A 25,688-nucleotide genomic window follows, 5' to 3' on the forward strand; every position below is an offset into this window, starting at 1 on the left:
GTTGGAGTGGGCCCATTCGTCGATGAGTGCTACTAAGCCTTTTCAACTTCAAGACAGCGAGTAGGAGGCCATTCAGCAACATCAAGCTCACACGAAGAGTGACGTTCTCTTCCTGAAAGAGAGCTCCTGCTATTAGCCAAGAGAACCAAAATGTTCCAGCAACTCCAACCACTAATACAACGATCAACTTTTTTATTTCACTTACGCGCCGAACAATAGTCCTCTCTATCAGGACTAGAATTAGACTTAAGAGAACGTTATTTAGCGTGAGAAGTAATCCGGATACCACTGCGGCACCTAGAAAAAGTTGGATCTCAGGAGACGAGAATGAAATCCATCCGCCAAGCGCCGGAAAAAAGAGACCAAGGAGAAAGCTTCCGACGGTCAAGCTTAGAGCCGATTTGGCATACTTGCCGCTTTGCCTGTTCTCGCTCGTTTCGTCCGTCATTTATTTTGCACCTCCCGAGCTAGATTATCGGCTTGAATACTCCAAGTTCCGCTGGCTGCACCGAACCCAACACCTCCCGCGACAAGAATGTTGCTTTCTTGGCCAGCTCCCTGCTGTCGAAGATATACGTTCGAACCATATTCGTAAGTGCTGAAAGTGATCTGAGAGCCAGGTGCGTCGAAGTAATCGTCACTCGTCACCGTGAACTGAACCGAGGTTTTTGTCGTCTCGACGGACACATCGGCACTTCCTTGGTATGGGAAAGCTCCGAGCGCATTGACTAGTCGGCACGAACCACCTGATTCGAAGGAGTCGCATCCGCTAACTTTGAAAGGGAAAATTGCTGACGGGCGTTCCTGAAACACTCCCATTACACATTCTGCCGTTCCACACTTACTCTTGGTGGACGCAATTTTCCAATTGTAAGTGTAGCTGTACTTCCCTTGATCCCAAAGGCTACGAGAGCTGAAATCGAGGCCTACTGATTGCTGGTTGGTGGTCGGCGGGGCCTGGCCGCACCGAGTGTAGCTGTAGACGCACTGAGATCCGGACCCAGAGCTACTTTTCGACTTCGTAGCTACATCGTTCGTTTGCTTCGGCTGCGGCGAACCCGACGACGGCGTCTTTACGCCACCAGCTGCTGGGGGCGTGCTCTTTGACGGAGCGCTTGGCGGGGACTTGGCGCCTGATGTCGGAGAATTAGAGGTTCCGTGGCAGTTGTCAAAGGTGCCGACTGGGCAATTACCAGAAGGGTCAGACAAGGATATTGGATTGTTCGAGGAGTAAGAGTACCCATTATTCTGCTGCGGATCCGATGGTGAGAGAATCGAATCGACGCTGATGAATTTTCCAAGAGCCGAGTCATATTCACGAGCGCCCAAATGCGAAAGTCCGCTCGTTGATGATAGCAATGCATTGAGATACAAATGGTTTGATGTCCAGGCGATTCCGGCCCCACGGGTATTGCCGTAGGGGTCCGTAAATCGGCGTCGAATCAATCCAGTTGCTTGGTCGACGGAGACTGATGCTGTCCCGACTGTGTCGGTTGCTAGCCAAACGACGGTGTTCGTTGAGGGTGCCGATGCTGTTGTCGTCCTTTCTGCAACTGCGGCTCCGTCGAAGCTGTAAGTACGGGTGCCAAAGGTGGTCGACGAACCGGGACTGCGGCGTAGCTCCGTGCTGCCGAGGATGAGTCGTCCGCCCTCCGCGGAGTCGATGCGAAGTAGGAGGTCGCCGTCTGCGTCGTAGATGTTGGACTGAGTGGCGGTGCCCGCGGTGATGACGCTGACCTTGCCTCGAGCGTCCCATGTCAGTGTCTGACCGGGCCGGGTGAGGGTGTTGCCGGAGGCGTCGTAGGTGTAGCTGCTGGTTGTAGGTGATCCGGTGCCGACGGTTCTGGCGGTCGCGCTGACAGCGTGCGCGTGTCCGGCTGCGCCATAGGTGTAGCTCGTAGTGGAAGCGGCCCCTCCGCCGGCTGCGGCTGCCGTTGACTGTGCGGTTCGATTGCCGGTGATCGCGTCGACGGTATAGGTCGTCCGATACGCAGCCGAGCCACCAAGAGTCACTCCTGCTCCGCTCGAGCCGCACGACCATGCTCCCGAGGAGGAGGCGGGGGTCCAGGCGTCTTTGAGGTTCTGCAGGGCGTCGTAGCTGAAGCACTGCATCTCCTGCGCCGCGGTGTCTGAGGAGGATGGTGCGACATTGTCGATGCTGGCATCGCCGATCTTGGTGAGGATCGAAGTAACTCCGCCTGCAAGATTGCGTCCGATGGTCCGATCGGCGACCGTAAACACGCCATTGGTGCCAATGGTGAGGTTGCGGATCGCGGTGATCTGCCCTGTTGCATCGTCGTGGTCGGTGGTCGTGTACATGGTGGTTCGGCCGGCGGCGTTCGGATCTGGGTTGCTCTGGAACTGAGCGACTTCTCCGACGTTGGTGAGGACAACGCTTCCGACGTAGTCGCGGAGGCCTGTCGATCCGGCGATGGCGCCGAGCGAGTCGTACGTGGTTTGCACGGTCTCAGCGGGGAGTCCGGGTTGTCCGGGGGCGCCGGCGACGGCCGGGAGGATGGTCTTCTTCAGTGCTCCGTCTGCGTAATATTCGGCGCCTTCGGTGTAGGTGAAGCCGGCGAAGGCCGCTGCTCCGGTGGGGATGGCGGTGGTGATGCTGGTGGGTCGGTAGCCGGCGTCGATCGTGTTGATGGTTTTGGTGTAGATCTTGCCGGCGACGGTACTCGAGGAGGCGTTGAGCTGCCCCTTGGCGAGGGCGTCGAAGGTCCAGTCGGCGAGCTCCACGTCGGAGCCATCGAGCTGCGCGGTCTTCCGATTCAGCTCGTCGTACGTGTACTTGAGGGTGACGCCGCGGCCGTCGACCGAAGTGAGCATGTTGCTCGAGTCGTCGTAGGTGAAGCTCGAGGAGCCGGTGTCGGGGTCGTTGGAGGAGGTCTTGCGGCCGCGGACGTCGTAGGTCCAGGACCAGGTGTTGTTGTTCTGGTCCTTCATGGTCGCCATCTGACCTTGAGCGTTGTAGCTGTAGGTGGTGGTGATGGGTGAGGCGGATCCGACGGCGCCTTGCCACTGGACGAGCTTGCTGGTGAGGCCCTGCGCGTTTGTGTAGGTGGTCTGCGCGATGGCGCCGGCCGGCGGTGTGACATCGACGCGGTCGACTCCCGAGTAGGCAGTCGTGGTCTTAGAGCGCAGGTGGTTGCCAACCTCGTACAGAGAGGCCGTGGTGATGCGCCCAGCGGAGTCATAGGCGTTGACCGTGCGGGTGGGGATGTTGTTGGAGGAGTAGGCCTGGAGCACGACCGCGCTGTTGGAGTAGGTGGTGTTCGCTCCGTAGGGGCCGTTGGTGGCGATGACTTGTCCGAGGGAGTCGTACTGGGTGTCTGCGACGATCGTGCTGTTTTCCGGTCCCGGTGTGCGGGACTGGACGATCTTCCCGAGCCCGTCGTACACGTCGAGCTTCTTCAGGATGCGGCCGGCTTTGATGGTCTGAGTTTCGACGGTGGAGATGCCGGTGGAGTTGATCGCGTAGGTGAAGCTGACGCTCGGGTAGTCGGGGTTGTCGGTCTTCAGCCATCCCGGTTTCCAGACCGCTTTCAGCCGCCCTAGGGCGTCATAGTCGGTCGAGGTGATGCGGCCGTTTGGGTCGGTGCTGGTGAGCACCTGGCCGCGTGCCGGGTCGAGGACATTCGTGGTCTGCCATCCCTTGGGGTTGGTGACGACGATCTGCGTCGGTGCGCCGGATCCTGCGGCGGCGTTCGCGGCGGGGGTGTAGGCCGTCGTCGTGGTGTGCTGGGCGACGTCGATGGCTGAGGTCACTCGTCCGAGGCTGTCGTAGCTGGTGGCGCTGGTCTTGAGCCAGGTGGCCGTGGATCCGGAGTAGGACTTCGCGACCCAGTTAGCGGTGGCGTCGCCGAGCGTCGCTGCTGCTCCGACCGCGGCGCCGTCGTAGGCGGCCCTGGTCGCGGCGATAACGTCACCGGGGTAGCTCGGGGTCGTTCCGCATACCTTCCCGACTTTGAGGACCTCGCTGGTGAGTCCGATGATCCAGGCCGTGGTGTTCGGGGTGGCGTAGCTGGTCGTGGTGCAGGTGGAGAGTTCACCGGTCGGTGCCGCCACGCTGACCTTGGTCGGGTATCCGTAGGTCGCGTCGAACGTCGTCGTGGTGGTTGTCACCCTGTTGGTGCCGCTCGCGAGAGGCTCCGTGACTTGGACGGTGCTGTCGCTGAGTTTGCGCGATTGGCGGACGCCGTCGTCGGCGCCGACGGCGGATGCCCATGGTGTTGTTACGGTGTCGGTGAGAACTGTCGTGTCGACGTAAGTCTTCACTTCGCGTACGCGCCCGGCGAACCATCGGTCGTCGGTGACGCTCGTGCCGGGGACGGTCTGGGTGCCCGACTTGTCCTTGTCTGCGTTCAGGCCGCGATAGAAGACGTAGTCCGTCCGGATTCGCTTGTCGGTCGTGTTCGGGTCGCCGACGCGGATGGTGAGCTGCGCGTAGCCGGCGTAGTCCGACCAGGTGCGCTTGGCTTCCGGGGTCAGCGGGTTCTTGTCGTAGCGCCAGGCCACTCCCCCGCTGTACTCGTAGGTCGAGACCTTCGTCGCATCGATCGCTCCGTTGGTCTGCGGGCTCTCGAGCATGGTGCTGACGACGTACTTGTTGAACAGGTCCAGTCGCGGCACGGCCCCGGTAACCTTCGGCGTCCACCACTGCGGGAAGCAGCGCTTCGTGTTCGCGGTCAGGTTGCCGAGTACCGCGGACTGCACCGTCGCGTCATCGCACTCAGGCGCGAGGTAGGTGACGCTGATGCCGCCACCGGTGGGCAGCTTCACCGCGTTCAGGCGCATCTTGTTCAGCAGCGCGTAGCCGATAGCCGCCCGCGCCCGGTTCTGGAACTGCGCGCCCGTGAAGGTCGTGGTGCCCTCCTGCAGCGTGCTGGCGCCGCTGCCGCCGGCGTGGGCGACGGAGTCGAGCCACAGGGCGGGGTCGGTGCCGTCGCCCGTGGTGGGGAACGAGTGACCGAGGGTCCACGTGTCGACCGTCGTGTAGGCGGAGGCTGTGCGGACCTGGGTGGTGACGGTGTCCAGGCGCGCGGTCGACCAGAAGCTGGGTGACCGCTGGCTGTCGCAGGTGCCGGTCTTGCAGTTCAGGTCGAAGGGAACGTCCGGGTAGACGCTCGCGCTTCCTGCTGTGCCGTTCACTCCCGGGGTTTCGACGTCACCGCCGAGCGCGAGAGGGGCGCACTGGCTGGTGTCGGAGGCGTTGCAGCGGCCCTTGGCGTTGTAGCCGAGACTGACCTTCCCAGTCGCGGCGTTCGCGATGTAGACGTTGCTGGCCTTCAGGCCGTACTCGATGCTCGTCAGAACGCCGCCACGGACGTAGCTGGTCGACCCGGTGCCGGCCGTCGACTTGAAGTGGTTGGTCTCCTGAGCGTAGTAGAACGCTTCCGCGTTGCCATGCGTGTCGACGACGTAGTCGAGGTTCCACCGCCATGCCTGCGTGCACGACGAGGCCGCGAACGTCGACGCGTGGCAGGGCTCTCCCGTGTCGTTGCCGAAGACAGGCGTTGTGAAGACCGACTTCGTCTCGGTCTTCCCAGATGTCCACCCGGGGAGACGGTTCCGGCCGAAGAAGTACTGGGTGCCGTCGGTGGTCGTCATCCGCCAGCACTCAGCGTCCTTCGCGCCGTTGTTCGCGCATTCGCTCGAGCCGGTGAGCTTCTCGATCCGCGAGCCGTCGTCCTGCTCGAGCTTCCACACGTTCGTGGTTCCGACCCGCACGAGGGGACCGGAGTGGCCACCGAACGACATCGTGGCGTTGTCGGTCTTCCAGCACTTATCGCCCGATGCCTTCGCGTCACTGGAGGCGTTGTCATCCAGGGCGCAGGGGATGTAGCTGCGTTCGATGAAGCCGCTGCCGGCCAGGTCCCAGCCCTCACCGACAACGGAAGTCTGATTGTTCGTCGACGATGTGCGGCCGTCGACGCTCTGCGAGTTGTATGTGAACGCGAGATCCGGCTGCGGGCCGGCCGCTGCCGGCGGCACGGCGAGGGGATAGCTCCACACGAAAGCACCCGTCTGCGCGCTGACGTCCCATGTGCTTGATGAGGCCAGCGACGTCGCGCTGTAGTCCCCACTGCCCTGCGTCGAGCTCGTCGCCGCGGCGGCCGTCACCAGAGTCGGCGTCGAGCTCGTCTGGACGCTCATCACACTCGCACCGTCCGAGTTCTCCGTCTCGAGAGGCGTGGCCGCCGCCGTCTTCTTCGAGGACGTGGCCGGGATTTGCACCCACGACACCCGGGAGGCATAGTCGCCGCCGTAGAGGGCGGACGTGAGCGCATCCGGTACAGAGAGCTCGATCGTTCCCGGCGTCGAGGCTCCGTCCGTTCGAGTCACCTCAAGAGTCAGCCCGGTAGCGCCCTTCGCCGCGGCATCCTCCACGCTGAGAATCGCAACCGATACGGAGTCCACCGCGGCGGCGCCGTCCGAAGGCACCGCCTGAACGGTGATACCCGTGTCTCCCAGCTCCTCTGGAGACGCCGTTCCCTCGGCAGTCTGGCCCGACATCTCGCGAAGGGCCTCGAGGTGCATGGCCGGAGTCGACGTATCGGCGGGAGAGGAAGAGGACGACGATAGCGGTGCCTCGGAGGAGGGCACGTCGGTCGACGGCTCCGATTGCGCCGGACTGGCCGCCGGAGACGAGTCCTCGCCGCCCTCCGCCGGATCCGGCGTCGCCGGCTCGTCCGTCGATAAGTCGACGTCGAACGACTCCGGTTCTGGCAGAGTCGCCTCCTCCGACAGCGGCGCTGGAACCGCTTCGACATCAGGCGTGCTGCCGACGATCGAGTCGACGTCAACGAGCACGCCACGATCCGCCGGCGGCACGACATCAGCGGCGAATGCCGGCGTCGCAGTGAGGACGGTGGCGACCAGTACAGCGCTGATCGTCACAGCAACGTTGCGACGGATACGAGCGCGCCGAAGGAGGGAATGCGGAGATGCCATGGGACTGCCCATTTCTCGAGTACGTGCCGTCGGAGACGGGCTAGTGGGAGACGTTGTAGAAGGAGGAGATCTGGGTGGGGGTCTGCACGCCCGGGAAGATCGCTGGGTTGGCGATCTGGCCCTTCCAGGACGCGAGGTATGTCCCTGCCGAGAAACCGGTACCGATCACGAGCGGTCCTGACGCGGACGAGTCTCCTGCCGGCACGGAGTGCAGCACCGTTGTGGCGAGGACTGTGCCGGTGTAGAGGAGGATGCGGCGGTTGACGGAGTCGTACACCCCGGTCAGCAGCGTCCAGTCGGTGCCGCTGGTGTTCGGCGTCGTTGCGCAGTCAGCTCCACTTCCGGCGACTTGTGCTCGAACGCAGAATCGCCAGGTGCCGTTTCCGTTGTTGGCTCCGTTGTTGATCAGCTGCAGGTAGAAGCCGCCGTTCGTCGTTCCCACCTGAGACATCGCGTTCATGTCTTCGCCGGGGACGAAGGCGTCGGGGTTCAGCCAGGCGCTGACCGTGAAGCTCTTTGTCGTGTTCACTGCCGGGCCGGTAGTGCCGTTGATCGGTGAGTGCTCCAGCGTTGATCCAGGCTTGGACCAGATGAAGCCGAGGGACTTCACCTTCGTCAGGCCCTCACAGTCCGTGGCGGTGGATTGCAGGTAGTCGGCGGTGGCTGCGTTGCTTCCGTTCTGGCAGAGGAACAGCTCCTTGCCGGATGCTGCGTCGCCGGTGGCGGCGGCGCTCGGCCAGGAGTATCCGATCAGCTTCGACGTCGAGGTGACGCCGCGGCAGCCGGAGTCGGTCCAGACGAATGCAGAGTTCGTGCCGGCGCAGCGGTAGAGCGCGGTCGTCCCGGTGATGGTCGATCCAGGGGGTGCGAGCCATCCTGTCGCGCCCTGGAAGGTGAAGCTTCCGAGTGTTCCCGAGCCGTCACCGATCTCGGCGCGGTGGTAGGAGCCGGAGAGCCACCTTGTCAGAGGCTGTGCGCCTGAGGCCTGGATGACGCTTGCCGGCGATGGGCCAGACCCGGTCACCGTGTTCGCTGCGAGGTCCGCCTTCTTCGTCAGGTCCGTCCCCACGCCGAAGGAGAGTGGGAGTGCTGCCGTGGTTCCCGTGCCGTTGTTCGTGTTCTCGTCGGCCATTGGGGAGCTCAGCGAGGTTTGCTTCTGGGTGAGCCATCCGTGGCCGCCGTTGTAGCTGGCCGCTGCAGGGTCGATGGATGCGCCGATCTTCAGCTGCGCGACAGTCGATCGGGTGCCGTCGGAGTTGCCGACGTTCGCCCAGCTGCCGACCTTGTCGACGCTTGTCACGATGAGGGTGGAGATCTCCGAGATCGGCGCGACGGTGATCGTTGCGGACCGTCCGGAGGAGTCCGGGCATACGACGTAGATCAGTCCGGTCTTCGAGCCGCAGGCGGGTAGCGGTCCTGCCTCCGTCTTGAGGTTGTAGTTGCTCGGTACGCCATTGGTGGGAATCCAGCGGTAGAGGAACCGGTCCACTCCGTCGTCGGTTCTGGCCTCGAAGTGGACGTTGAACGGCTGACCGACCGTGTAGCTGGTCGGGTTGGAGTCGTTCTTGATCTCCGGCAGATTCGAGGGGCCGTTGTTGCGGACGTTGAAGTAGCACCAGGGCGAGTCATCGGACTGGAGGCGGTTGTCGTCAGCTCGAGCGGACCATGCGTACTTCCCATCGGGGAGGGTGCCGGCGTTGATCGTCATGTTCCGGTCCCAGTCGTTGGGTTCGACCGGTGTGGTTGAGAAGAAGACCCGGGAGGAGTTCGGCGGAGCGTCGTGGCTGTTTCCCCCGCTGTTGGCGGTCACGATCTGGAAGCGTCCGTACATCTGGTCGCCGTCGGTGTCGTGCATCTTGGCGCGCAGGACGAGGGGGGTGTTGTTCGTGACCCAGGCGGGGTCGGAGGCGACGCCGCAGCCTCGGTCGGGCGTCGACATGGTGACGTTGGTCGGCGTGTCCGGCCTGCGGTCGTAGCTCACGGTCATGGAGACGGAGGGCTCGAATCGCTTCCACTGGCTGTAGTCGCCCTCGTTCGGCGCCCTCAGCCCGAACGTGATGGAGTCAGCATTGGCGCCAGCGGCGACTTTTGCGCCCTCGTAGGCGTTCCATCCGACGTTCTTCTCGGGGCAGTCGGAGGCGCCGCGCCGTCCTGATGCGTTGACGGTGTCGAGTCTCTGGATCCAGTTTCCGCCGCCGGATTCGTTCCAGGTTGCGCCCTCGCGCATGCTGCCGGTCCACCACAGCTCGACCGGGGTTGCTGTGCAGTTCCAGGACCAGATCTCGTGCGCGCTGAAGCTCGCGCTGATGATGTCTGCGCCCTTGATGCCGTTGGTGTTCATCAGGAAGAAGGACCGCGCGTTGCGGATGTTTCCGGCCGGGTCGTTGACCGACCCGACGGACTGGCCTCGGCCGTCGTTGCCCTGCCCATCGAGGAACGACGAACTTGCAAGGTTGGAAGCGATCCACCAGGAGTGGATGCTGGTGCCGTTGAAGTCCGGATCGATGTACACGGGGTATTCGAGGTTCGGTGTCTCGAGTACCGAATCGACGTCGAGAGAAATCGAGTCGCCGGTCGTCTCGGTGGGGACGGAGCTCGACGCTGGCGCGTCGCCTGTCGGCTGCTCGTCCACATCAACGGAAGACGAGTCCCACCACGTGGGCTCACTCGAGACGAGCGCCGAGTCCACGCCGTCAACCTCTGCCGACAAGCCGCCGTCGTCGGCCTGCGAGACCTCGCCGCCATCGAATTCGAAGCGAACGGTATCCAGCTCCGGGTTCTCCCCCGCTTCCGGCGTCTTCACGATCAGAACTTGCGACATGCCGACGTTCGTCGACGCGACCTCAAGGTCCACGTCGGGAAACACGTCCTCGTACAGTGCAGTCGCGCCATCAAGCACGGGCTTCGGCAGGACACCGTGATCCCACGTCATCGTCAGCCAGGCACCCGTGATCGTCTGGATCTGCGCGAGAGTGTCGTCACCGCCACCAGAGAATCGAACGGGCACCACAGCCACTTCGGGTTCGACCGCCCCACTAGGTGTCCGAGACAACGTGGTGTCCACGTCAACCCACGAGCCGTCTTCCTCGACACGCTGCGGCTCCGTGCTCGTGACGTACTGCATGGTGCCATCAGGCAGCGCCGTCGTGATCTCAGTCGCAGTTGTCATGCTGCTGACCACGACATCGTGATCGAACTTCGCTGCGATCGCCGCTGCGTCTGCTGCGGTCGAGGCACCCGATGAATCCACCGGCCCGATTGCGGCAGGCTGTTGCGCAGCAAGTTCTGAAGTTGCACTAGCGACTGGTGCCATCAACACGCCAGTCAAAGCCGTGACGGTGATCAGCGCCAAACCCTGAATACGGCTGTGCTTGTTGATTACGCCTCGGCGAAACGCACGTGAAGCCACTTCATTACCCCTACCTGTGATAAAACTCAGACAGGTAGCGCCTCTCACATGCATCCCCAAGCCAGAGCATAAGTAGCAGCAAGCGCAAACGCTCCTGAGATTTCTCGAAGCAAGACTTGGGGACTGCGGATTGAAATTGCGTGTAGTGCTCGGGATTCGCGAAATGTGCCAGTTTGCAGGGGCAGCCGAACCTCGTCTCCATGTTTGGGCGCCGGTGATTGACCCACGTTTTGGGTACAACGACCACGCGGCTCACACAGCGTCGCTGCGACCCGTGGACCCTTCACGGCACGGGATCGGTCGCGCACGAGGTGTGCCGCAGAACCCGCCACCGAGCGGAAAAGGCACGTCCACGGAAGAGGGCCAGGGCGTCGACGCGACCCGGCCCTCCCGCTGTTACGGAGAATTTTGTAGATGATTCAACGGGTATCCGTGGCCGCCTTGGCGCGCGACAGACACTAGCTAGGGTCGGCGGCGGCACCACGGGCCTGGCCGACTCCTCGCAGGCCGTCCGGCAGAAAGCCGGCACCACTACATGTCGGCCGTTTACTCGCACCTCGAACGGGGCCGGCGGAAAATTTACTATTCGGCTCAGCGAACATAGATCGCACTCTGGGTGCCCGAGAACAGCTGCCGCATCGAGCGGAACAACGATATTCTCCGACTGATTCTCTGTGTCTCGAGACCTTGGAGTGGCTACTTGGTACCGACCTCGAACTCGGACGAGCGTGAGCTCGACGTGCGCGCGCTGGTCTCCCAGGCGACCGAGCAGGGCGCTTCCGTCGCCGAGTGGCTGAGCGATGCGGCCGCAGATACCTACCAGGCCCAGTTCCCGGACTCGATGCTCGTGGAGTTCCGCCACCATGGCGCTTCCTACCTGTTCGACATGGAGACGGACCGCAGTGTCCTTGTCTGCGGGACGCCCTCCGCGCCGCCTCGTTCACGGGAGGCCAGCTATCAGCGCGGCCACCCGATCCCCGAAACGTGCGCGGGTCGGCCCCTCGACCGCGGGCATTTCTTCCCTCATGCGTCGGGGGGCGGCTACGGCCCGAATCTGTTCCCGCAGGATCGCGCATTGAACCGCGGGTGGTCCGTGGACGGGCGGGAGTATCGGGCGCTGGAGCGGCGAGCGGTCGCGAGCCCGGCGGGATCACTTTTCTTCGCGCGACCCATCTACGAGGATCTGTCTGCGATGCCAGCACGCATCCAGCTCGGCTTGGTCTCCGACGGCTCGGTCGACACACGAACCTTCCAGAACCGCTTCGACGCGGTGGCTACTGGAGACGACGAGCTCGCGGGTCTGCTTGCTGGCGCGACGGATGCGCAGATCGGTGGCCTCGGTGAGGAGACGGTCGCTGCTCTCCTCGAGGAGGAGATGGGAGCGACGATCGTCGCTCTCGGGGATTCGGGATTGCCTCGAACAGCGGGACGTCAGGATCTCGACCTGGTCGCGATCATGGAGGGCGAGTTAGTGGTCTTCGAGGTGAAGACCAGATTCCGATCGCAGCTCGCAGGGCGCCTCACGCAAGCGGGCAACCTCCTACAGCCGCGGTTGCGCCGCGGAGGGAAGGACGGGCGGCAGGCGAGCCAGGCGTATCTCGCAGAGCGTCTGAGCGATGTCCTAGACATCGACGAAGACTTCGCGGGCGTCGAGGTACGGGTCGCCGCAGTGGATCTCGTATTGATGCTCGTCCAGTTCTTCGCGGTCGATGACGCCGGTCGTCACCTCCAGGCTCTCGACACTCCCTTGTCGTGCGCGGAGGCCGCCGATGTCGCGTACAAGCGCATCATCTCCCACCGGGGGCACCTCTGAGGTCGCGGAGCCGGCTCGGGGAGCCGGTGTCGGGATCTAGCTGGCGTGCTTGGAGTGGCAGGCGACGATGAGTCAGCCGGCCCGCATAGACCATCCCGCCCGAGCGCAGCCCCCGCGACGACGTGGAGACCGCAACATTGAGAAGACCACAATAGGCGCCACCCCACATCGATTTAGGTGAGGATAAAATCAACAAATCTTCCCCGTCTGGGGGCCTGCTCCTAGCGCTGAGCATGTGGTTCGCTCATCGAATTCACTAACTCAAATGGGGGGAAATATGTTGCAGGGGAAAAGGCGACTGTCTGCAGGCTTCGCGATGTGTGCAGTGGTAGTAGGGCTGATCGGGATCGCTCCTACGGCTTCAGCTGAGGAGGTTCCTGCCGATGAAGAATCCTATTGTCTCGCTGTAGTTGACGGAAGCGTCGACTCTGCCGAACAAGCATGTGCCGACACGGAATCCGGTGTCTACGAAGCAGCGTACACGCAATTAGGCATACTCTACGACGACGGAACGAAGGATGCGGAGTCGTTCATCGATAGCATCCCGCTCAACCGAGGAGCGCAAGCGGCGGCCATTTACTACCCGCTGGGAACCATCTACGACAACATCAACTACGGAGGAAGCGCACTCACGTTTTCTTCTCAGAACCTCTCAGCCTGCGCTCCGAGCTACCCCGAGGTAAAGGGGGACTTGGGAGTATGGGGGTGGGATAACCGGCTCTCTTCATTCAAGGGAACCCAGTGCACAGTCACCCTCTTCGACGGAAAGTACCAGGGCGGCGCCGGCTACGGACCGAACTGGCAGTTGGCTTGGGTTGGAAGCACCTGGAACGACAGGGCTTCGTCAATTCTTTTCTGGAACTGACCACCGGACGATAGATAAAATGCCGGGTCTGGAGCATTGTGCTCCGGACCCGGCATTTTGCGTTAGATCTCGGCACTCAAGGTGGCACGAAGTCGATTTCGCATACGCAAAAGTCTATTTCGCACCGCTCCATGACTAATTTGAAGACGTCTAGCCGCTTCTGCGTAAGTCACCCCATCACGATGACATAAAATATAAAGCTTTTGGTCAATTGAGGGTAGCTGCGACAATGCGTCGTGCAAAGCTCGGGCAAACTCTTGGTCGAAGAAATCACTTTCTGCACTTGGCTGACTTTTATCATTTGTATTCAAATTTGCCGCAATTTTGGCTGTTACTCGTGTTATTCGAGTTTGCGTTCGGTTTTGATTCTGAATATGATACGCCGCAGTGGCTATTAGCCAGGGCGCCAAAGTCTCTCCGTAGATTATTATCGACATTCTTTTTTGCCAGAAGGTCAGGAATACTTCTTGAGTAATGTCCTCCCGAAGGTCAGGAGCTCCTACGCGTGACGCGGCGTAGCGATAGATTAGCGGCGCGTAACGGTTCCAAACAAGCTTGAACGCCAGGCGGTTGCCGTCGAGAACTGCAGCCAATAGCTGTTGGTCCCCGCTATCGCTAGAAACATCGCTCATTCGAGCGGAGCCATGCTGGACCTGCCGCATACCTGCGCAGCGGTGGTGGCATCTCGTCGCGGGAAGACGTTGGCTTGCCCATCGTGTCCCTCGCAAACCACCGAGGTGGTCGATGTCGTTCCGCATAAACTAAGCGCCTGCGAGGCACGTTCTTCGGGATCTTTTGATAAAGGTACGTCTAGCACCACATCACTTCGAGGTCCGCTGGTCGACCAATCGCTCCAACATGCCGCTCCATACTCAGCGAGCGCGGAGGGCGTTTGCATCGCGGCCCCGATTCCCAAAGAAGTTCCAAAAACAAGTAGGACGCCACCTCCAATGGAGAATATCTTCGCTTTCCTTCCTCGCCTCTCTCGCCTCAGCATTGAGGTCTCGATCGTCGAAAACATTCGATCTAGCGTGGCAGCGGTCGGCTCGTGAGGTTCCATCATTATCACTCCTTCTGCGCCCGGATTTGCCAGCGCGCCACTCATCGAAGTTGCCTGTCGTGTAGGTATGTCCGCCTCACGTCGATCGTCTCACTCTCGATGAGATGAGGCATGGTCTCCCGACTGCGGCGCGCTCAGCTCGCTACCTCAGGTGGGAATCAAACACACGCACGTCTGGCTGCGGAGAGCGGGAGTACCGACTTGTGCTCCCCTTCTCCGTTGTAGAAGATCGGCTAGCGGCTGAGATCTCCGCGATCAACGCCCTGGCCCTGGCCCCGCCCGCGGCGCGTCTGCGGCACGGTGCTCATCGGCGCCTTCGACGTAACGGCGGCGCTGGGCGGGGTGGCGTGTGCAGTGTCGGCGCTCATGCGCGCCTCGATGACGTGCGCGGGCACTCCCTTGGCTTCCATCGCCTCAATGGTCGTCTGGCGCCGCGCGGTGCTGTCGTAGGCGACCTCGCCGGCTTCCCGCGCCGCTGACGCGCGAGAATCCGTCGCCGGGGGTGTGGAGTCGGCCGCTGTTCCATTGGTCCTCTGAGCGGCGTCACGGCGTTCGGCGGGGGCGTCGTCGCGGAAAAGCTGCGCCTGAGCGCGTGCGTCGACGGCGAGCTCGCGCAGCTCGTCGGAAGTTACGTTGACGGTGCCGCCCCCGGCCGCGTCGCGGTCGTAATCGTTGGCGCGCGCTTCGAGCTCGGCTGCCATGTTCGCCGGACCGTTGTCGACATCGGCCGGGCCGGGGGTTTCTCGAGCGGCGGCGTCGTTGCGGGCGTCGTTGCGGGCGTCGTTCGCGCGGTCGAGCCGATCGGCTTCCGCGATGAGCTGCTGCGCCTGCGTCGCCTCGGCGCCGGCGCGGGCGCGCTCCGGAGCTACCGTGTCCTTCCACTCCTCGACCAGTGCCGCTCGCGCAGCGGCGACGACGGCGGGGTCGGGGGTGCTGTCCTGGCCAGCGTCGTTCCAGTCGATCGATGTCTGCACCCGGTAGTTCTGGAACCCGGCGGGGTCGGTGTCGCGCTTCCACTCCTCAGCCGCGGATAACTCGATGGTGGCGACGTCGCCGGCCAGCGCGGCGCGGTAGTCGGTGAGCAGGGCGCGCTCGGCGTTCACGTCCGGCTCGACACGGTCGCCGACCCGCATGGTGAGCCGGTCGTCGTCGTGGTGGTGGTAGTCCTCGGGCGCGGAGCCCGCGGCCCATTCCTTCGCCAGGTCCAGCTCCGACTTCCCCTGGCTGGTGGCGTCGCGGAGCACGGCGGTGTCGACGCCGTAGCGCTCGAGCACTTCGCGCTGCACGACGGCTGCGGCCCGTTCTGCGATCGGGTCGTGACCCTTCCATGCCTGCGCCGTCTCCGCGATCTTCGCGATGTCCTGGACGCTCGCGTGCCCGACCAGGCGGAAGCAGCTTTTCACAATTCGACGAACGCAAAGTAGGCCGCTTCAACCGTCGATGCGCTCGAGGCCCCCTGCCGGTGTCGTCAGCGAACGGGGAAACAGAACGGCGGTCGAGTGGACCCGCCGGGGCTCACCACACGCAGACAGCTCAGCTCGAAACTGAAATAACGTCGACTATCGTAGAAGGGCGCCACAAGGCCGACGTTCCGCACAGCACCCTGGTCGATGAACATTTTAGTTACCAGTTCGATATACAAGCAGATGAAGCTTCCGCCGGAATGCGCCTAACTTTGGGGGTGACCAGGGAGGTACGCATGACAAACGAAGAGCACCCCGCTGAGTCGCCGGGCGGCGACGTCTCAGTAGCTGTGCAAGACCCCGATCAGGTGGACGAAGGCGATCTGGCGGGCGGACCGGCTGCTCAGGTCGAGCACGAAGCGGCGTCCACCGCCAGTAATCCCGCTTTGAAGAACGGTGAGACGAAGACGTGGACAGCGAAACGAATCTGGCAGGTCGTCACGGGGGCGTCGGCAGCCCTCGCAGCGATAGCAGCTTCCTTGACGCCGGTCGATCAGTTCTTGAAGGATCACGATCTGCTGATGTACGCGCCGCCCTCGGTCTCGGAGATCGCGGCTGAGTACGACAACACGCTGCCGGCTGATGACGACTGCGAGGTCGACGCCATCACGCTGATCTCGTGGCCGATCGAGTCGGTGGATGGCGCGCAGCCACTGGGGATGGCGGAACTTCGCAAGTCTCCTAAGTGCGACACGGTATGGCTGCGCACCATCACCGATGCGGATCAGCTCCAGATCTCCAAGGTGCTAGAGCGAGCTGCGGGTAACGGTTTGCCGGAAGGGTCCGTGAACACGGTTGATCTGGTCGGCTCTCAGGACAGCGGATCAGGCACGTCCTTCAGTGACCAGCTATACCTTGGCCACTGCGTCACCGCCCGGGTGATGGTCACCGACGCCGACGAGGTCGAACTCGGGTCAGTGGGGCCGGTGCAGTTCTGCGAGTGACGTCTGCTGCTGGCGGTGGTCGCCCATCGCCAGCAGCCTCCTCATCCATCGAGCGCGTGATGATGCGTTTGGCATTCCTGTTGGTTCGGCAAGCCGCGGCACCGTGGCTGAGTTCGAAGTTGCTTTCGCGATGGCGGTCTCGTGTTCCACACGCCTTAGCTAGCTAGCGGGACCGTTCGGTCCGGCCGCCGGATCGGCCCTGGCCGCGGCCTCGGTTGGTGCTGGGGACCTTCACGCGCTTCTCCGGGGCAGTCGCTTCGCTCGCGGGGCGGCCTTGGGCGATATCGGCGCGCATCCGTACGTTGATCGTCTCCTGGGGGATGCCGTGCGACTTCAACTCGTTCGCGGTCGCCTCGCGGCGTTCGGCGCTGTCGTACTTCAACTGGCCCTCGCGGCGTTCGGCGCTGTCGTACTTCAACTGGCCCTCGCTGCGCTCGGCCGTCGCCCGTCCCTGGTCCGCGGCCACGGTTGCGGCTTGAGCGGGCTCTGCCGCGCGTTCTGGGGCGCTGTCGGCGTCGCGGTAGAGCTGCGCCTGCGATCGTGCGTCGGAGGCCAGCTCGGTCAGCTGAGCGGGCGTCTGGTCCGGGGTCCCTCCCTGGGCCGCCAGCACCTCGTACTCGCGAGCTTGCAGTTCGAGGCGGGATGCCTCGTCGGAGCGGGACGTGTCGGCGGAGCGGTCGCCGTTCTCGCCGGCGCCTGCGCCTGGGTCGGTGCCGAGTTGCGCGGCTGCGGCACGTGCGTCGAGGCGGTCAGCTTCCTGAACAGCCTGGACGGCCTGGGCGAAATCGCCCGCCGCACTCCCGCGCTCCCCGCGAGCCGCCTGGTCACGGTCGAGCTCGACCTGCGCGAGTGCGGCGCGGACGGCCTGCGGGTCAGCTCCGGGCTGCGCGACGTCGATGCCGTAGCGGTCCTTGACCTCGCGAGCGATCGTCTCGGCTGCGGCCTGCGCCCGCGGGTCGAAGTCCTTCCACTGCTGCGCCGTTTCGTGCATCCCGGCGATCTGTGCGATGTCCGCGCGGTCCCACCACTCGGGACGTTCCACGACCATGAGCCGGGCGCCGGCCACGTCGCGCTCGCCCTCGAATCGCGCTTGAAGCTGGCGCTGCACCTGTTCGCTCTGGCGCTGCGCCTCGCGGGCCAGTTCCTCACGGGCGCGAGCGAACTTGTCTGCGAGCTGCGCGGCGACCGTGAGGGCGATTCGTGCGGCCTGGCCGACCTCTTCCTCGACGCTGGCGTCTTCACTCATGGTGGTCCCCCTATCTCTCGGATCCGTCGCGATCAGACGCGCCGGTCGTGCGTGGCGCCTGCTGCACAACCTCGGGTTGCACAGCCGGCGTGAGCTTCGTGGGCAGCGGCCCGCCGCGGCCCGCCGCGAGGTCCGCGCGCTGCTTCACGGCGCGCTCCTCCGGGGTCAGTGCAGCGAAGCCGTTCGCGTTCACCTGGACCGCATAGCTATCGCGCACGGCGCGCAGGTTGTTCTTCATCGCCCCCGCCAACTCCTGGGCTCGACGGGCGTCGCCGGCCGCCTGCGCGGCTCGGAAAATCGAGAGTGTCGTCTGCGAGAGCTGGCGCAGCAGCAGCGCCTCCGCGGCAGCGTTCTTACCCTTGCTCGCCTGCGCCAGGATCAGCGCCGTCGTGTTCACCATTGACGGCATCGCGACCGGCCGCGGCCGGCTCTGTGACGGCCGCAACTGCGCCGACCGCGCGAGCGTGCGGGACGTCTGCGCGAGCGGTCCAGGTGTCGCCTCTAACCGCCGCGACCACGCGGCGTAAGCGCCCGACGTCTCTCGGGCGACGTGCGCCCAGGTGGCGTAGTCCTCCGGGTCGATCGTCGCGATGTACTCGTGCAGCCGCGTCATGTCGTCGGCGTACATCTTGAAGAATGCCGGGCTCATCTCGGATTCCTCGCGCCCCGGCTGAACAGGCCGGTAGCGCTCCGGGTTCTTCCTCGTCGCCCGCCACTCCTCGACCGCCGCTGCGGCCGTCTCGGGACGGTCGGGCCAGCCCTTCCGAAGCTCCGGCAGCGTCAGGTCACGGGCGAGCCGCAGGCCGCTGTGCCACACCGGCTGAGCGCCCTTCTCCGGGCGCAGCGCCACCGAGTACCCGGTCACGACGTCGTTGCGTCCCGTCTCGAAACGGGGACGGATGAGCACGCCCTCACGGCGCATCCGGCGCACGAACTCCGCCTCATCCATCGACGCGGACGCCGACGCGCGCACGATCCGCTCGAGCTTCTTCGAGTCGACCTCGACAGCTCCGCGACGCTGCGCCGACTCCCGCGCAGCGCGGCTCTCCTGACGCTGCGGCATGTCCTGCTCACGCTCGGCGCGCAGCGGCTGCAACTCGAACTCGTTCTCGAGCTCGCGGACGATCTTCATCGCCCGGTGGAAGTCGTTGTGCGTCGACGCCTTCGTGCCGTCCTCGCGCACCAACGACACCGCGATGTGCACGTGATCGTTGCCCTTCTCGGACAGCCCGTGACGGACGGCGACCCACCGGCAGGCGGCCTTGCCGCTGACCTCGGTGAACCCCATCCGGTCCACGAACTCCTGCGCGATCTGGCCCCACTTCTCGTCCGAGAGCTGGCCCTCCTCGGCAGCGATCGACAGGGAGCAGTGCCACACGCTCGCGTCGACACTCTCTTTCACCGTCTCGCCCGTCTCCGGGTCAACACGAGTGAGCTGACGCTTCACATCCACGCCCAGCTCGCGACGCGGAGCGTCCAAGCTCGCCGCGATCTCCAACGCGGCCGCACGATCGAGGGTGTCGTACCCGTACATCGTCATCACCGCAGAGTCGCCGGCGACAAGATGCTGCTCCGTGTGATCGTTCGACTTGCCGGGACCGACGAGGTAGGACATCAGCCCATCCATGCGCGCACCGCGGGTCACCTTTGCGATCACGTGCGGTTCACCGCCGCCATTGCCGACTCGATCTGACGCGCCAGCGCCCGGTACTGAATGAGCACGTCGGCGGCCTCCTGCACGAACCGACGCTCCGTGTTCGCGTAGACCGCGATCTGGTTGATGTTGTTCGCCACCGAAGACATCTCGCGCTGCAACTTGAACAGCATCGCCACCGCCGCTTTGCGCTCCACCGCCGTCACGATGTTCGAATCCATCGCGGACTCGAACAGCAAACGCGCCACCGTCACGTCCCGCACCTCAGCGCGCGCACGCAGCTGCGCATCCTCCGCCGGCGTGACCTTCACGACGTACCGCTTCTCCCGCCGCCCCTCCGGCACGTTCGGACGACGCTTCCGACCGAACAGAGGGTGCCTCTCGTTCGACTCCGACACGAGAACCACCATCCCTTCCAGCCCAGCGCAGCGAACCCGCCCCCAGGCGGGGACCATACGACCAAGTATGCCCCGGCCAGCCGCGCAGCGGAAGGCCGGCGAGCAACATGGGGCACCCATGTTTATTGCTTGCTCCAGAACTGCATTTCACCCAAAGCGCAGCTCAGGTGCAACTCGGGGTCCGAAGGAAACCCGAGCATCCCGGCTGGCGCAGCCGAAGCCGGGATGCCGAAACCGCGCCTTCCGGATGACGGTGGCGGCGGCTAGCCTTTCCGCATGAGCGACCACACGAGGAACCCTGACGACGCCGCCGACGCCGCACGCCGACTGCTCGAACAGAGCGTCGAGAAGCGCGTCGAGGCGGTCCGCACGATCGTCTCCGCAGCCAACGACACCGACACCGCACGCGCCTCCCTCAGCGACGCGCAGAACCGGCACAGCAAGGCGTGGGCGGACGCCCTCGCCGCCGGCTGGTCAGAGAAGGAACTCCGCGCAGCAGGAGTGCCGCGACCCGAGCAGACTCGCGCTCGCGTCACCCGCTCGCGGCGCACGACGTCGGCGGAGGGAACTACCGCCGAGTCGACCGAGAGCGACAGCTCCGCGTCAATCGAGAACGCTGCATGACCGACGACAAAGCTGCCGCGCTCCACGGTCAGGTCCGCGCCTGGGCGGAGGGGGCCAACCCGCTCGCAGCCGCCGTCGAACTGCTGATCCGATCGGGCCTCGTGTACGCCGGTGCACCGTGGGTGAAGACCGACAATGCCTGGCAGACGAGCGCGGTCGATTTCGACCGTCTCGGCTACGAAATCGGAGCGCTCAGCGGAGGCGAACAGCGCGTCGCGCGGATCGCATCATCCCTCGGGCAAGGTGTCGCCGTCGACCTCCGCGAGGACGTTGCCGGCCTCGACTTCGAACACGCCCGACTGGTCCTTGCAGCGATCGCACACGCCGCTGGACTCGCAGAGCCCGGCACGACGATCCAGACCATCGACGGAGTACCGACGATCGTCCCTCACGACGCACTGGCGCCGTGGCCGAACGAGTAAGTTGATCGCGCACGACGACCCCCTCGTCGCTGTGAATGCCCCCGCTCGAGCACTCCCACTCGCGGGGGGGGGTTTTCCGTTCCCACGACGTGCGAGCCGCGTGCGGTCCGGCCGTCCATCCGACGCTTCACTCTTGCCTGCGCCGGCCGGCCGTCAAGAGCGCTGCGCGTCCCTTCGGGATGCCCCTGCGGGGCACTCCTGACGGCCGCCCGTCTCCGGCGTCGCGCCGCTTATCGGATGGATGGCCTCAGAGAATGCTCACCTCGGGAAGTGTCCTGATCAGCCGGCTCCTGCCGGACGCTCACTGGAGCGCTACATCGCGTAGGTGATGACGACGGATGGGAGGGCTAGTGTCAGCAGGGCCCGCCCGGACCCCGTTGGCGGGGGCAGGCCGTTGGCATTCCGCTGGCGGCCTGTCGTCAGTCGATCAGGTTCCAAGCGAGACTGAAGACAGTCAGGAACGCCAGACAGGACGCAGCACGGGCGTTCGCCCTCTCGGTCTCATCGCACTTCGAACGCGGTTCACCGCGGATGGATGCGGGCTGCGAAAATCGGTGGATGCAGCAGATGACTCATGCTTCCGCGACGTTCACCACGACCGACGACGTGTGCACGGCCCTCCTCGCCTTCGTCGGTTCGATCGCCGCCGGCGGACTCTCGGAGTCGGTCGCTGTTCCCGCGCTGCGCGTGGATGGGCAGGTCATGGAAGTTCGGATGACGGTGAACGCCAACAGTGCGTTCGTCGTCGTCTCGGTCGATGCCGACGCGCAGGACGAGCGCGCCCTTCTGGCAGCCTCAAAGTCGGTAGTCAGCGAGCTGCGCAAGCGAAGCGCGGCCAGCCGTCAGGATGCCGAGCGGCGCTGACAGGAGTCGCTCGACCCACTCCCCTGACACTCACCGTCTCGGCACTTCGTGTCTAAAGTGGCGGTGCGGTTGAGAAGTGGGGACCTTGACGCCGCGCGCGGCAGACCGACGCGGGGTCGTCGGTGTCGCTCTGCTCTCGGCCGCGTCACACAGCGCGGCCGAGAGCACCATTCGCCGACTGCTGCTCAGGGCCGTCAACCCTCCTCCTGTGGGCACAGTCGGCACCTATGGTCGGGCATGTACGGAGTGCCGTTCGCTCCGGCCCCAGTGCTCCCGGCTCGGATGCGGCTCGGCCCCCGAGCCGGGAGTAGCGGCCCGGCCCCGCGTCGGGGGATGCCGGGTCGGGCCGCTTCCCAGAGGAAGAAGCCGCACCCGAACGAAACGACACCAGGCGTAAAGTGCGGTGGTTATGCTCCGCGCATGACCGACTTCAGCTCCGCCGAGACGGCGACGGTCGAGTACGTCGGGGACGAGTGGCGCCTCACGATCCTTGACGAGACCGGCACCACGTTGGCTGAGACCGGGCTTCCGCTTTTCGGCCCCGAGAACTTCTTCGTTCGCGCCAGCTCAGACCAGCCGGCGGGCCTGGACTATGTGGGGCCGTTCTTGAACAAGCGCGGCCTGTACTACACCCAGTGGACAGGTCGCGGTCAAGACGGCTGGAGCACGCAACTCCACTACTGACCAGTACACACTGCGCGAGCAGGCGTCCAGGATGATGAGCACATGTCGCGCAACACTCAGCCGTCGACCGGCCATATGGTCTGGTTCGTCCGCTGGATCCAATCGCGTGACGGCTGGTCACACGAGACCATCAGCGGCGCCTTCGAGGACCGCACCGACACGTGCTGGCGCGTCTGGGTGAACGAGGAGCTGCGGGAGCTGCCCTCGCAGGAGTGGTCACTCTGTAAGCCGTGACGCTGACGGTCGTCCACGCTCAGTCGTCATCAATGGTGGATCGCGGAAGCGCGCCAGCCTTCGTCCTTGACCCAGCGAAAACCGATCCAACAGGTCTGTTGCTCCGGTGCGTCGGCCGCCACGTCCAGAGCGACCCGGAACGTGGCAGGTGTCGCGCCGTCGATGATCGTAACCGCGGCATCGCGGTCCGCGAGCGCCCCGCAGGCATCGCGCAAGCCAGTACTGTCCGACTCGGTGTTCGCGGGAAGAAGCTCAGCGATCGCCGGATCATCGTCCAACACCGGCACGAGCTCGTACACCAGCTCCTGGCCACTCCCCGCCGGCGGCACCGCCCCCGGAGCCGAGTCACCTAACGACCCGACCGCAAACAGGAAGACAGCGACAACGCCGACCAACACCAACGTCAGCAGAACGAGCAGGACCGCGGTGACGCCACGATGGTGTCGCGGCGATGAAGGAAGATCCTCCGCCTCGTCGTACGCCCCCACAGTGCCCCCTCTGCCGACAGATCCTCCGGACCCCGGCTCACCAGAGATACCAGACGTGAACGACCACCCGTCACGTACTATCCCCATCGCCCTCCTCCGTTGGCTGATACTCGGCAGATCGCTATAACCGATGTGTATGATTTCGCATGGATCGACCGGGGACCTGGACCGTCGATCCTTGGCTTGTGAAGCGAGAGCGCCAAGCCCGCCGGCGGGGGTGCGCCGACCCGAACGGCGCGCCCTCAGCCGCGCCACAGCGCAGGAACAACCCCGGCGTCGCCCGGGCCTCTCGATCCCGCTTTAACTCATGCGGCGTACCTGAGGTTTTCTCCGATAACCCACCTTATGTCAGTTCAGGCGCCGGAGCCTCGGCAGGCGGCCGCACATCACCCCTCCCTGATCTACGGTTTAGGCGCCCCAACAGTCGTCCCATCGGCGGCAGTTCATCGGGCGGGTCATCCGGGGCATCAGCGCCAGCGTCGGCACGCGGGGCTGTCAGTTCTCGAGGTCGCCTGCACGAAGCCTCAGACTCGACTGCACGGACAGGTGATCTACGCACTGTCCGACAATGGCATGAAGCTTAACTTGAGCCAGATTGGAAATAATGTGACTTACTTTCACGGCGGGGCGCCGGGGCTAGTTGTAGGCGATTCAATTCTTCCTCGGAACCAGCTACCGGTTTGGCGCGAGTACCAAGTGAACTGGCGGGAGACCAGCGCCGCCAGCCTTGGCGACCTGGGAGACACGGTCTCTCTCACAACCGAGATCGCGATCGCGATCGCGTACGCAGGCGAGTACCTCAGCCCGGAAAGACCTCCAGGAGTTCGAAGACCAGGGCAGGTGTATGAGGTCGTGCCGCAGGCGGAGGTTCAGATGGACCCGGACTTTCCAGCGTCGTTCCCCACGATCGCCCGTTGCGAGAAGGGCGCTCGGGTCGCCGCCGTGCACAACATTGTGCAGGTCGAGATGAACCCTCGGGTGATCGTGAAAGCTCTCGGCCAGCACTTTGTCTACCTCATCCCCGGCTACCCGCCTGTCTATGACGCGGATGGATACATCCAGCACCTACCGGAATGGACGAAATGGGGCGCAGAGCCCTCCGATCTTCGAAAGCTCGGTCCGTGGATGCCATGGGCCCTTGTTGTGGGGACCGGGCGCTTCAAGATTCCGGACCCGTTTCCTTCGCGGATCTAACGCATGGACATTCCTGTTGGAGTGGCGGTGTCAGCAAGTGCGATTGATTTTCTGACCCTCGGAAGACGCAGCGGCGTCAATTTGAGGTACACCCCAACCGGACGTCAGGCACCAAGGCTGAAGCGCGTCCGAATAGGGCCGTGTCAGGCCTTGTCTGACACTTGCCCCTGCGGCTCTTAGACTTCAACTGGACAAGTAGGGGTCGGAGGCGGCATGTCGGGTCAGAGGGTCGGGTACGTGCGGGTGAGCACGTTGGATCAGAGCACGGTGCGCCAGCTCGACGGCGTGACGCTGGATCGAGTCTTCGAGGACAAGGCCTCCGGCAAGGACGTGCACCGTCCGCAGCTCGAAGAGATGATCGAAGCGCGAGTCGCGCAGCTCGCCGCGGACACCGAAGCGGCCGAGCACCGCGACCGCACCCAGGACATGCTCGGATGATGACCGGCAACGACCTCGCCGTTCTCCTCAACCCGTTCGTCATCATCGGCGCCCTAGTCATCGTCGCGGCAATCCTCGGCGGGCCGTGGCTGCGTGACCGGTACATCTTCCGCGAGCTCAACCGCGACACTGGCGTCACCCGACAACAGCCCACCGCCCTTTTCACCCCAGGCCGGGCCGGCAATCCGCCGCTGGTGTACTTCCTGGAACTGCACTACGCCGAACGCCTAGACACAGTGCTGATGCTGCACCGCGTCGGCGCCATCGCCAGCCTCCAAGACGGCTCCATGACCATGCACGACCGCGCCGGACGCCTTCTTACCCACCTGAGTGCGCTCGACGTCGCCTACTACCGCCGCCTCGACGACACAGCCCCGCAACCACCCAACCCGGAATAGGCGAGCCGGCCCGGCGCTCGGCTTCCCCTGCCCCGTTTCACGCCCCCTCACCGGAATCACCACCGGACAGGTTTAACGAGACGGCCCCGCCCGCGCCACGCCGCGGCAGCGCACGCAACTAGTTGGCGACCGGTTGACGACCCCTCATCGGACGGCGAAAATCTGACCGCGGCGCTGCGCGACGCGGCCGCCCATCGAATGCCCGTACACGTGCGCACGCGACGTCGGCGGCGTGAACGATGCTGAAAAGCGCAGGCGTAGTCACGGTTCGATCCTCTCGCGCCGATCAGATGGGTGCAGCGGTGGGTGCCGGCCGCAGGGCAGTGCGGCCGCTGAGCAGCAGGATCAACGCTCTGCCGTCGTCGTAACGCTCTGCACTTGGTCGACGACGTCAATCCGCAATGGATTCGACGACTGCTAGCCGACAACACCCTGAGTTGCGCGTCGCCCTTCGCCCTCCTGCGAGACTCCCCACGCGGCGATGTTCCGCACCAGCCAGATCGCGGGTTGCACTCGCTCAAGTGCGCGACCCA

General features: G+C 64.3%; 19 protein-coding genes. 11 read left to right on the top strand and 8 right to left on the bottom strand.

From position 1 onward, the window contains the following. Positions 1-444 precede the first annotated feature (444 nt). Positions 445-6,903: an RHS repeat-associated core domain-containing protein gene (locus MT350_RS20565; RefSeq protein ID WP_243616501.1), complete on the bottom strand. Its 6,459-nt coding sequence runs from the start codon at positions 6,901-6,903 to the stop codon at positions 445-447. Between the two features lie 94 nt (positions 6,904-6,997). Then, positions 6,998-10,366 (bottom strand): LamG domain-containing protein, encoded by a 3,369-nt coding sequence (locus MT350_RS20570; protein ID WP_243616502.1) that lies wholly within the window; start codon positions 10,364-10,366, stop codon positions 6,998-7,000. 616 nt (positions 10,367-10,982) lie between these two features. Between MT350_RS20570 and MT350_RS19580 the strand changes: the two genes are divergently transcribed. Then, entirely contained in the window at positions 10,983-12,179 is a 1,197-nt protein-coding gene (locus tag MT350_RS19580) for a nuclease-related domain-containing protein (protein ID WP_243616503.1), read from the top strand. A gap of 316 nt (positions 12,180-12,495) precedes the next feature. Beyond that, a complete protein-coding gene (locus tag MT350_RS19585) occupies positions 12,496-13,044 on the top strand; it encodes a hypothetical protein (RefSeq protein WP_243616504.1) in 549 nt (182 codons plus the stop codon). A 62-nt stretch (positions 13,045-13,106) separates the two neighbouring features. Here MT350_RS19585 and MT350_RS19590 read toward each other — a convergent pair whose 3' ends face one another. Then, entirely contained in the window at positions 13,107-13,676 is a 570-nt protein-coding gene (locus MT350_RS19590; protein WP_243616505.1) for an RNA polymerase sigma factor, read from the bottom strand. Positions 13,677-14,337: 661 nt separating this feature from the next. After that, entirely contained in the window at positions 14,338-15,390 is a 1,053-nt protein-coding gene (locus tag MT350_RS19595; protein ID WP_243616506.1) for a hypothetical protein, read from the bottom strand. Between the two features lie 413 nt (positions 15,391-15,803). Between MT350_RS19595 and MT350_RS19600 the strand changes: the two genes are divergently transcribed. Further along, positions 15,804-16,511 (top strand): hypothetical protein, encoded by a 708-nt coding sequence (locus MT350_RS19600; RefSeq protein WP_243616507.1) that lies wholly within the window; start codon positions 15,804-15,806, stop codon positions 16,509-16,511. A gap of 163 nt (positions 16,512-16,674) precedes the next feature. Here the strand turns inward: MT350_RS19600 and MT350_RS19605 are convergent, their stop codons facing one another. From MT350_RS19605 to mobC, 3 genes are read right to left on the bottom strand one after another with little or no spacing between them, the layout of a single operon-like run. Continuing rightward, complete coding sequence (locus tag MT350_RS19605; RefSeq protein ID WP_243616508.1) at positions 16,675-17,757, bottom strand: hypothetical protein; 1,083 nt, start codon at positions 17,755-17,757, stop codon at positions 16,675-16,677. Between the two features lie 10 nt (positions 17,758-17,767). After that, a complete protein-coding gene (locus MT350_RS19610) occupies positions 17,768-19,372 on the bottom strand; it encodes a relaxase/mobilization nuclease domain-containing protein (RefSeq protein WP_243616509.1) in 1,605 nt (534 codons plus the stop codon). Positions 19,373-19,410: 38 nt separating this feature from the next. Next, a complete protein-coding gene (gene mobC, locus MT350_RS19615) occupies positions 19,411-19,821 on the bottom strand; it encodes a plasmid mobilization relaxosome protein MobC (RefSeq protein WP_243616510.1) in 411 nt (136 codons plus the stop codon). A gap of 264 nt (positions 19,822-20,085) precedes the next feature. Here mobC and MT350_RS19620 point away from each other — a divergent pair, with 264 nt between their 5' ends. The 5 genes from MT350_RS19620 (at position 20,086) to MT350_RS19640 (ending at position 22,637) form a co-directional block, all read left to right on the top strand. Continuing rightward, the gene (locus MT350_RS19620) at positions 20,086-20,433 is read left to right on the top strand and encodes a hypothetical protein (RefSeq protein ID WP_243616511.1); all 348 of its coding nucleotides are present in this window, start codon (positions 20,086-20,088) and stop codon (positions 20,431-20,433) included. After that, positions 20,430-20,855: a hypothetical protein gene (locus MT350_RS19625; RefSeq protein WP_243616512.1), complete on the top strand. Its 426-nt coding sequence runs from the start codon at positions 20,430-20,432 to the stop codon at positions 20,853-20,855. Before MT350_RS19620 ends, MT350_RS19625 begins: the two co-directional genes overlap by 4 nt. A 558-nt stretch (positions 20,856-21,413) precedes the next feature. Further along, the gene (locus MT350_RS19630; protein ID WP_243616513.1) at positions 21,414-21,719 is read left to right on the top strand and encodes a hypothetical protein; all 306 of its coding nucleotides are present in this window, start codon (positions 21,414-21,416) and stop codon (positions 21,717-21,719) included. 420 nt (positions 21,720-22,139) lie between these two features. Then, positions 22,140-22,403: a hypothetical protein gene (locus tag MT350_RS19635; protein ID WP_243616514.1), complete on the top strand. Its 264-nt coding sequence runs from the start codon at positions 22,140-22,142 to the stop codon at positions 22,401-22,403. A 42-nt stretch (positions 22,404-22,445) separates the two neighbouring features. After that, positions 22,446-22,637 carry a hypothetical protein gene (locus MT350_RS19640; RefSeq protein ID WP_243600965.1) on the top strand — a complete coding sequence of 64 codons (192 nt, stop codon included), beginning with the start codon at positions 22,446-22,448 and terminating at the stop codon, positions 22,635-22,637. Positions 22,638-22,666: 29 nt separating this feature from the next. On the opposite strand, the gene MT350_RS19645 is transcribed toward MT350_RS19640, so the two are convergent. Continuing rightward, entirely contained in the window at positions 22,667-23,125 is a 459-nt protein-coding gene (locus MT350_RS19645) for a hypothetical protein (RefSeq protein ID WP_243616515.1), read from the bottom strand. A gap of 573 nt (positions 23,126-23,698) precedes the next feature. Here MT350_RS19645 and MT350_RS19650 point away from each other — a divergent pair. The 3 genes from MT350_RS19650 to MT350_RS19660 all read left to right on the top strand — a co-directional run bounded on the left by MT350_RS19650 (position 23,699) and on the right by MT350_RS19660 (position 25,155). Beyond that, positions 23,699-24,319: a hypothetical protein gene (locus MT350_RS19650; RefSeq protein WP_243616516.1), complete on the top strand. Its 621-nt coding sequence runs from the start codon at positions 23,699-23,701 to the stop codon at positions 24,317-24,319. Positions 24,320-24,532: 213 nt separating this feature from the next. Further along, entirely contained in the window at positions 24,533-24,757 is a 225-nt protein-coding gene (locus MT350_RS19655) for a recombinase family protein (RefSeq protein WP_279396533.1), read from the top strand. Then, positions 24,757-25,155, top strand: coding sequence for a hypothetical protein (locus tag MT350_RS19660; RefSeq protein ID WP_243616517.1), 399 nt, complete (start codon positions 24,757-24,759; stop codon positions 25,153-25,155). The genes MT350_RS19655 and MT350_RS19660 overlap by 1 nt, the downstream gene beginning before the upstream one ends. Positions 25,156-25,688 lie beyond the last annotated feature (533 nt).

Origin of the sequence: Rathayibacter sp. VKM Ac-2928, from assembly GCF_022815545.1 — a bacterium.
Lineage (GTDB): Bacteria > Actinomycetota > Actinomycetes > Actinomycetales > Microbacteriaceae > Rathayibacter > Rathayibacter festucae.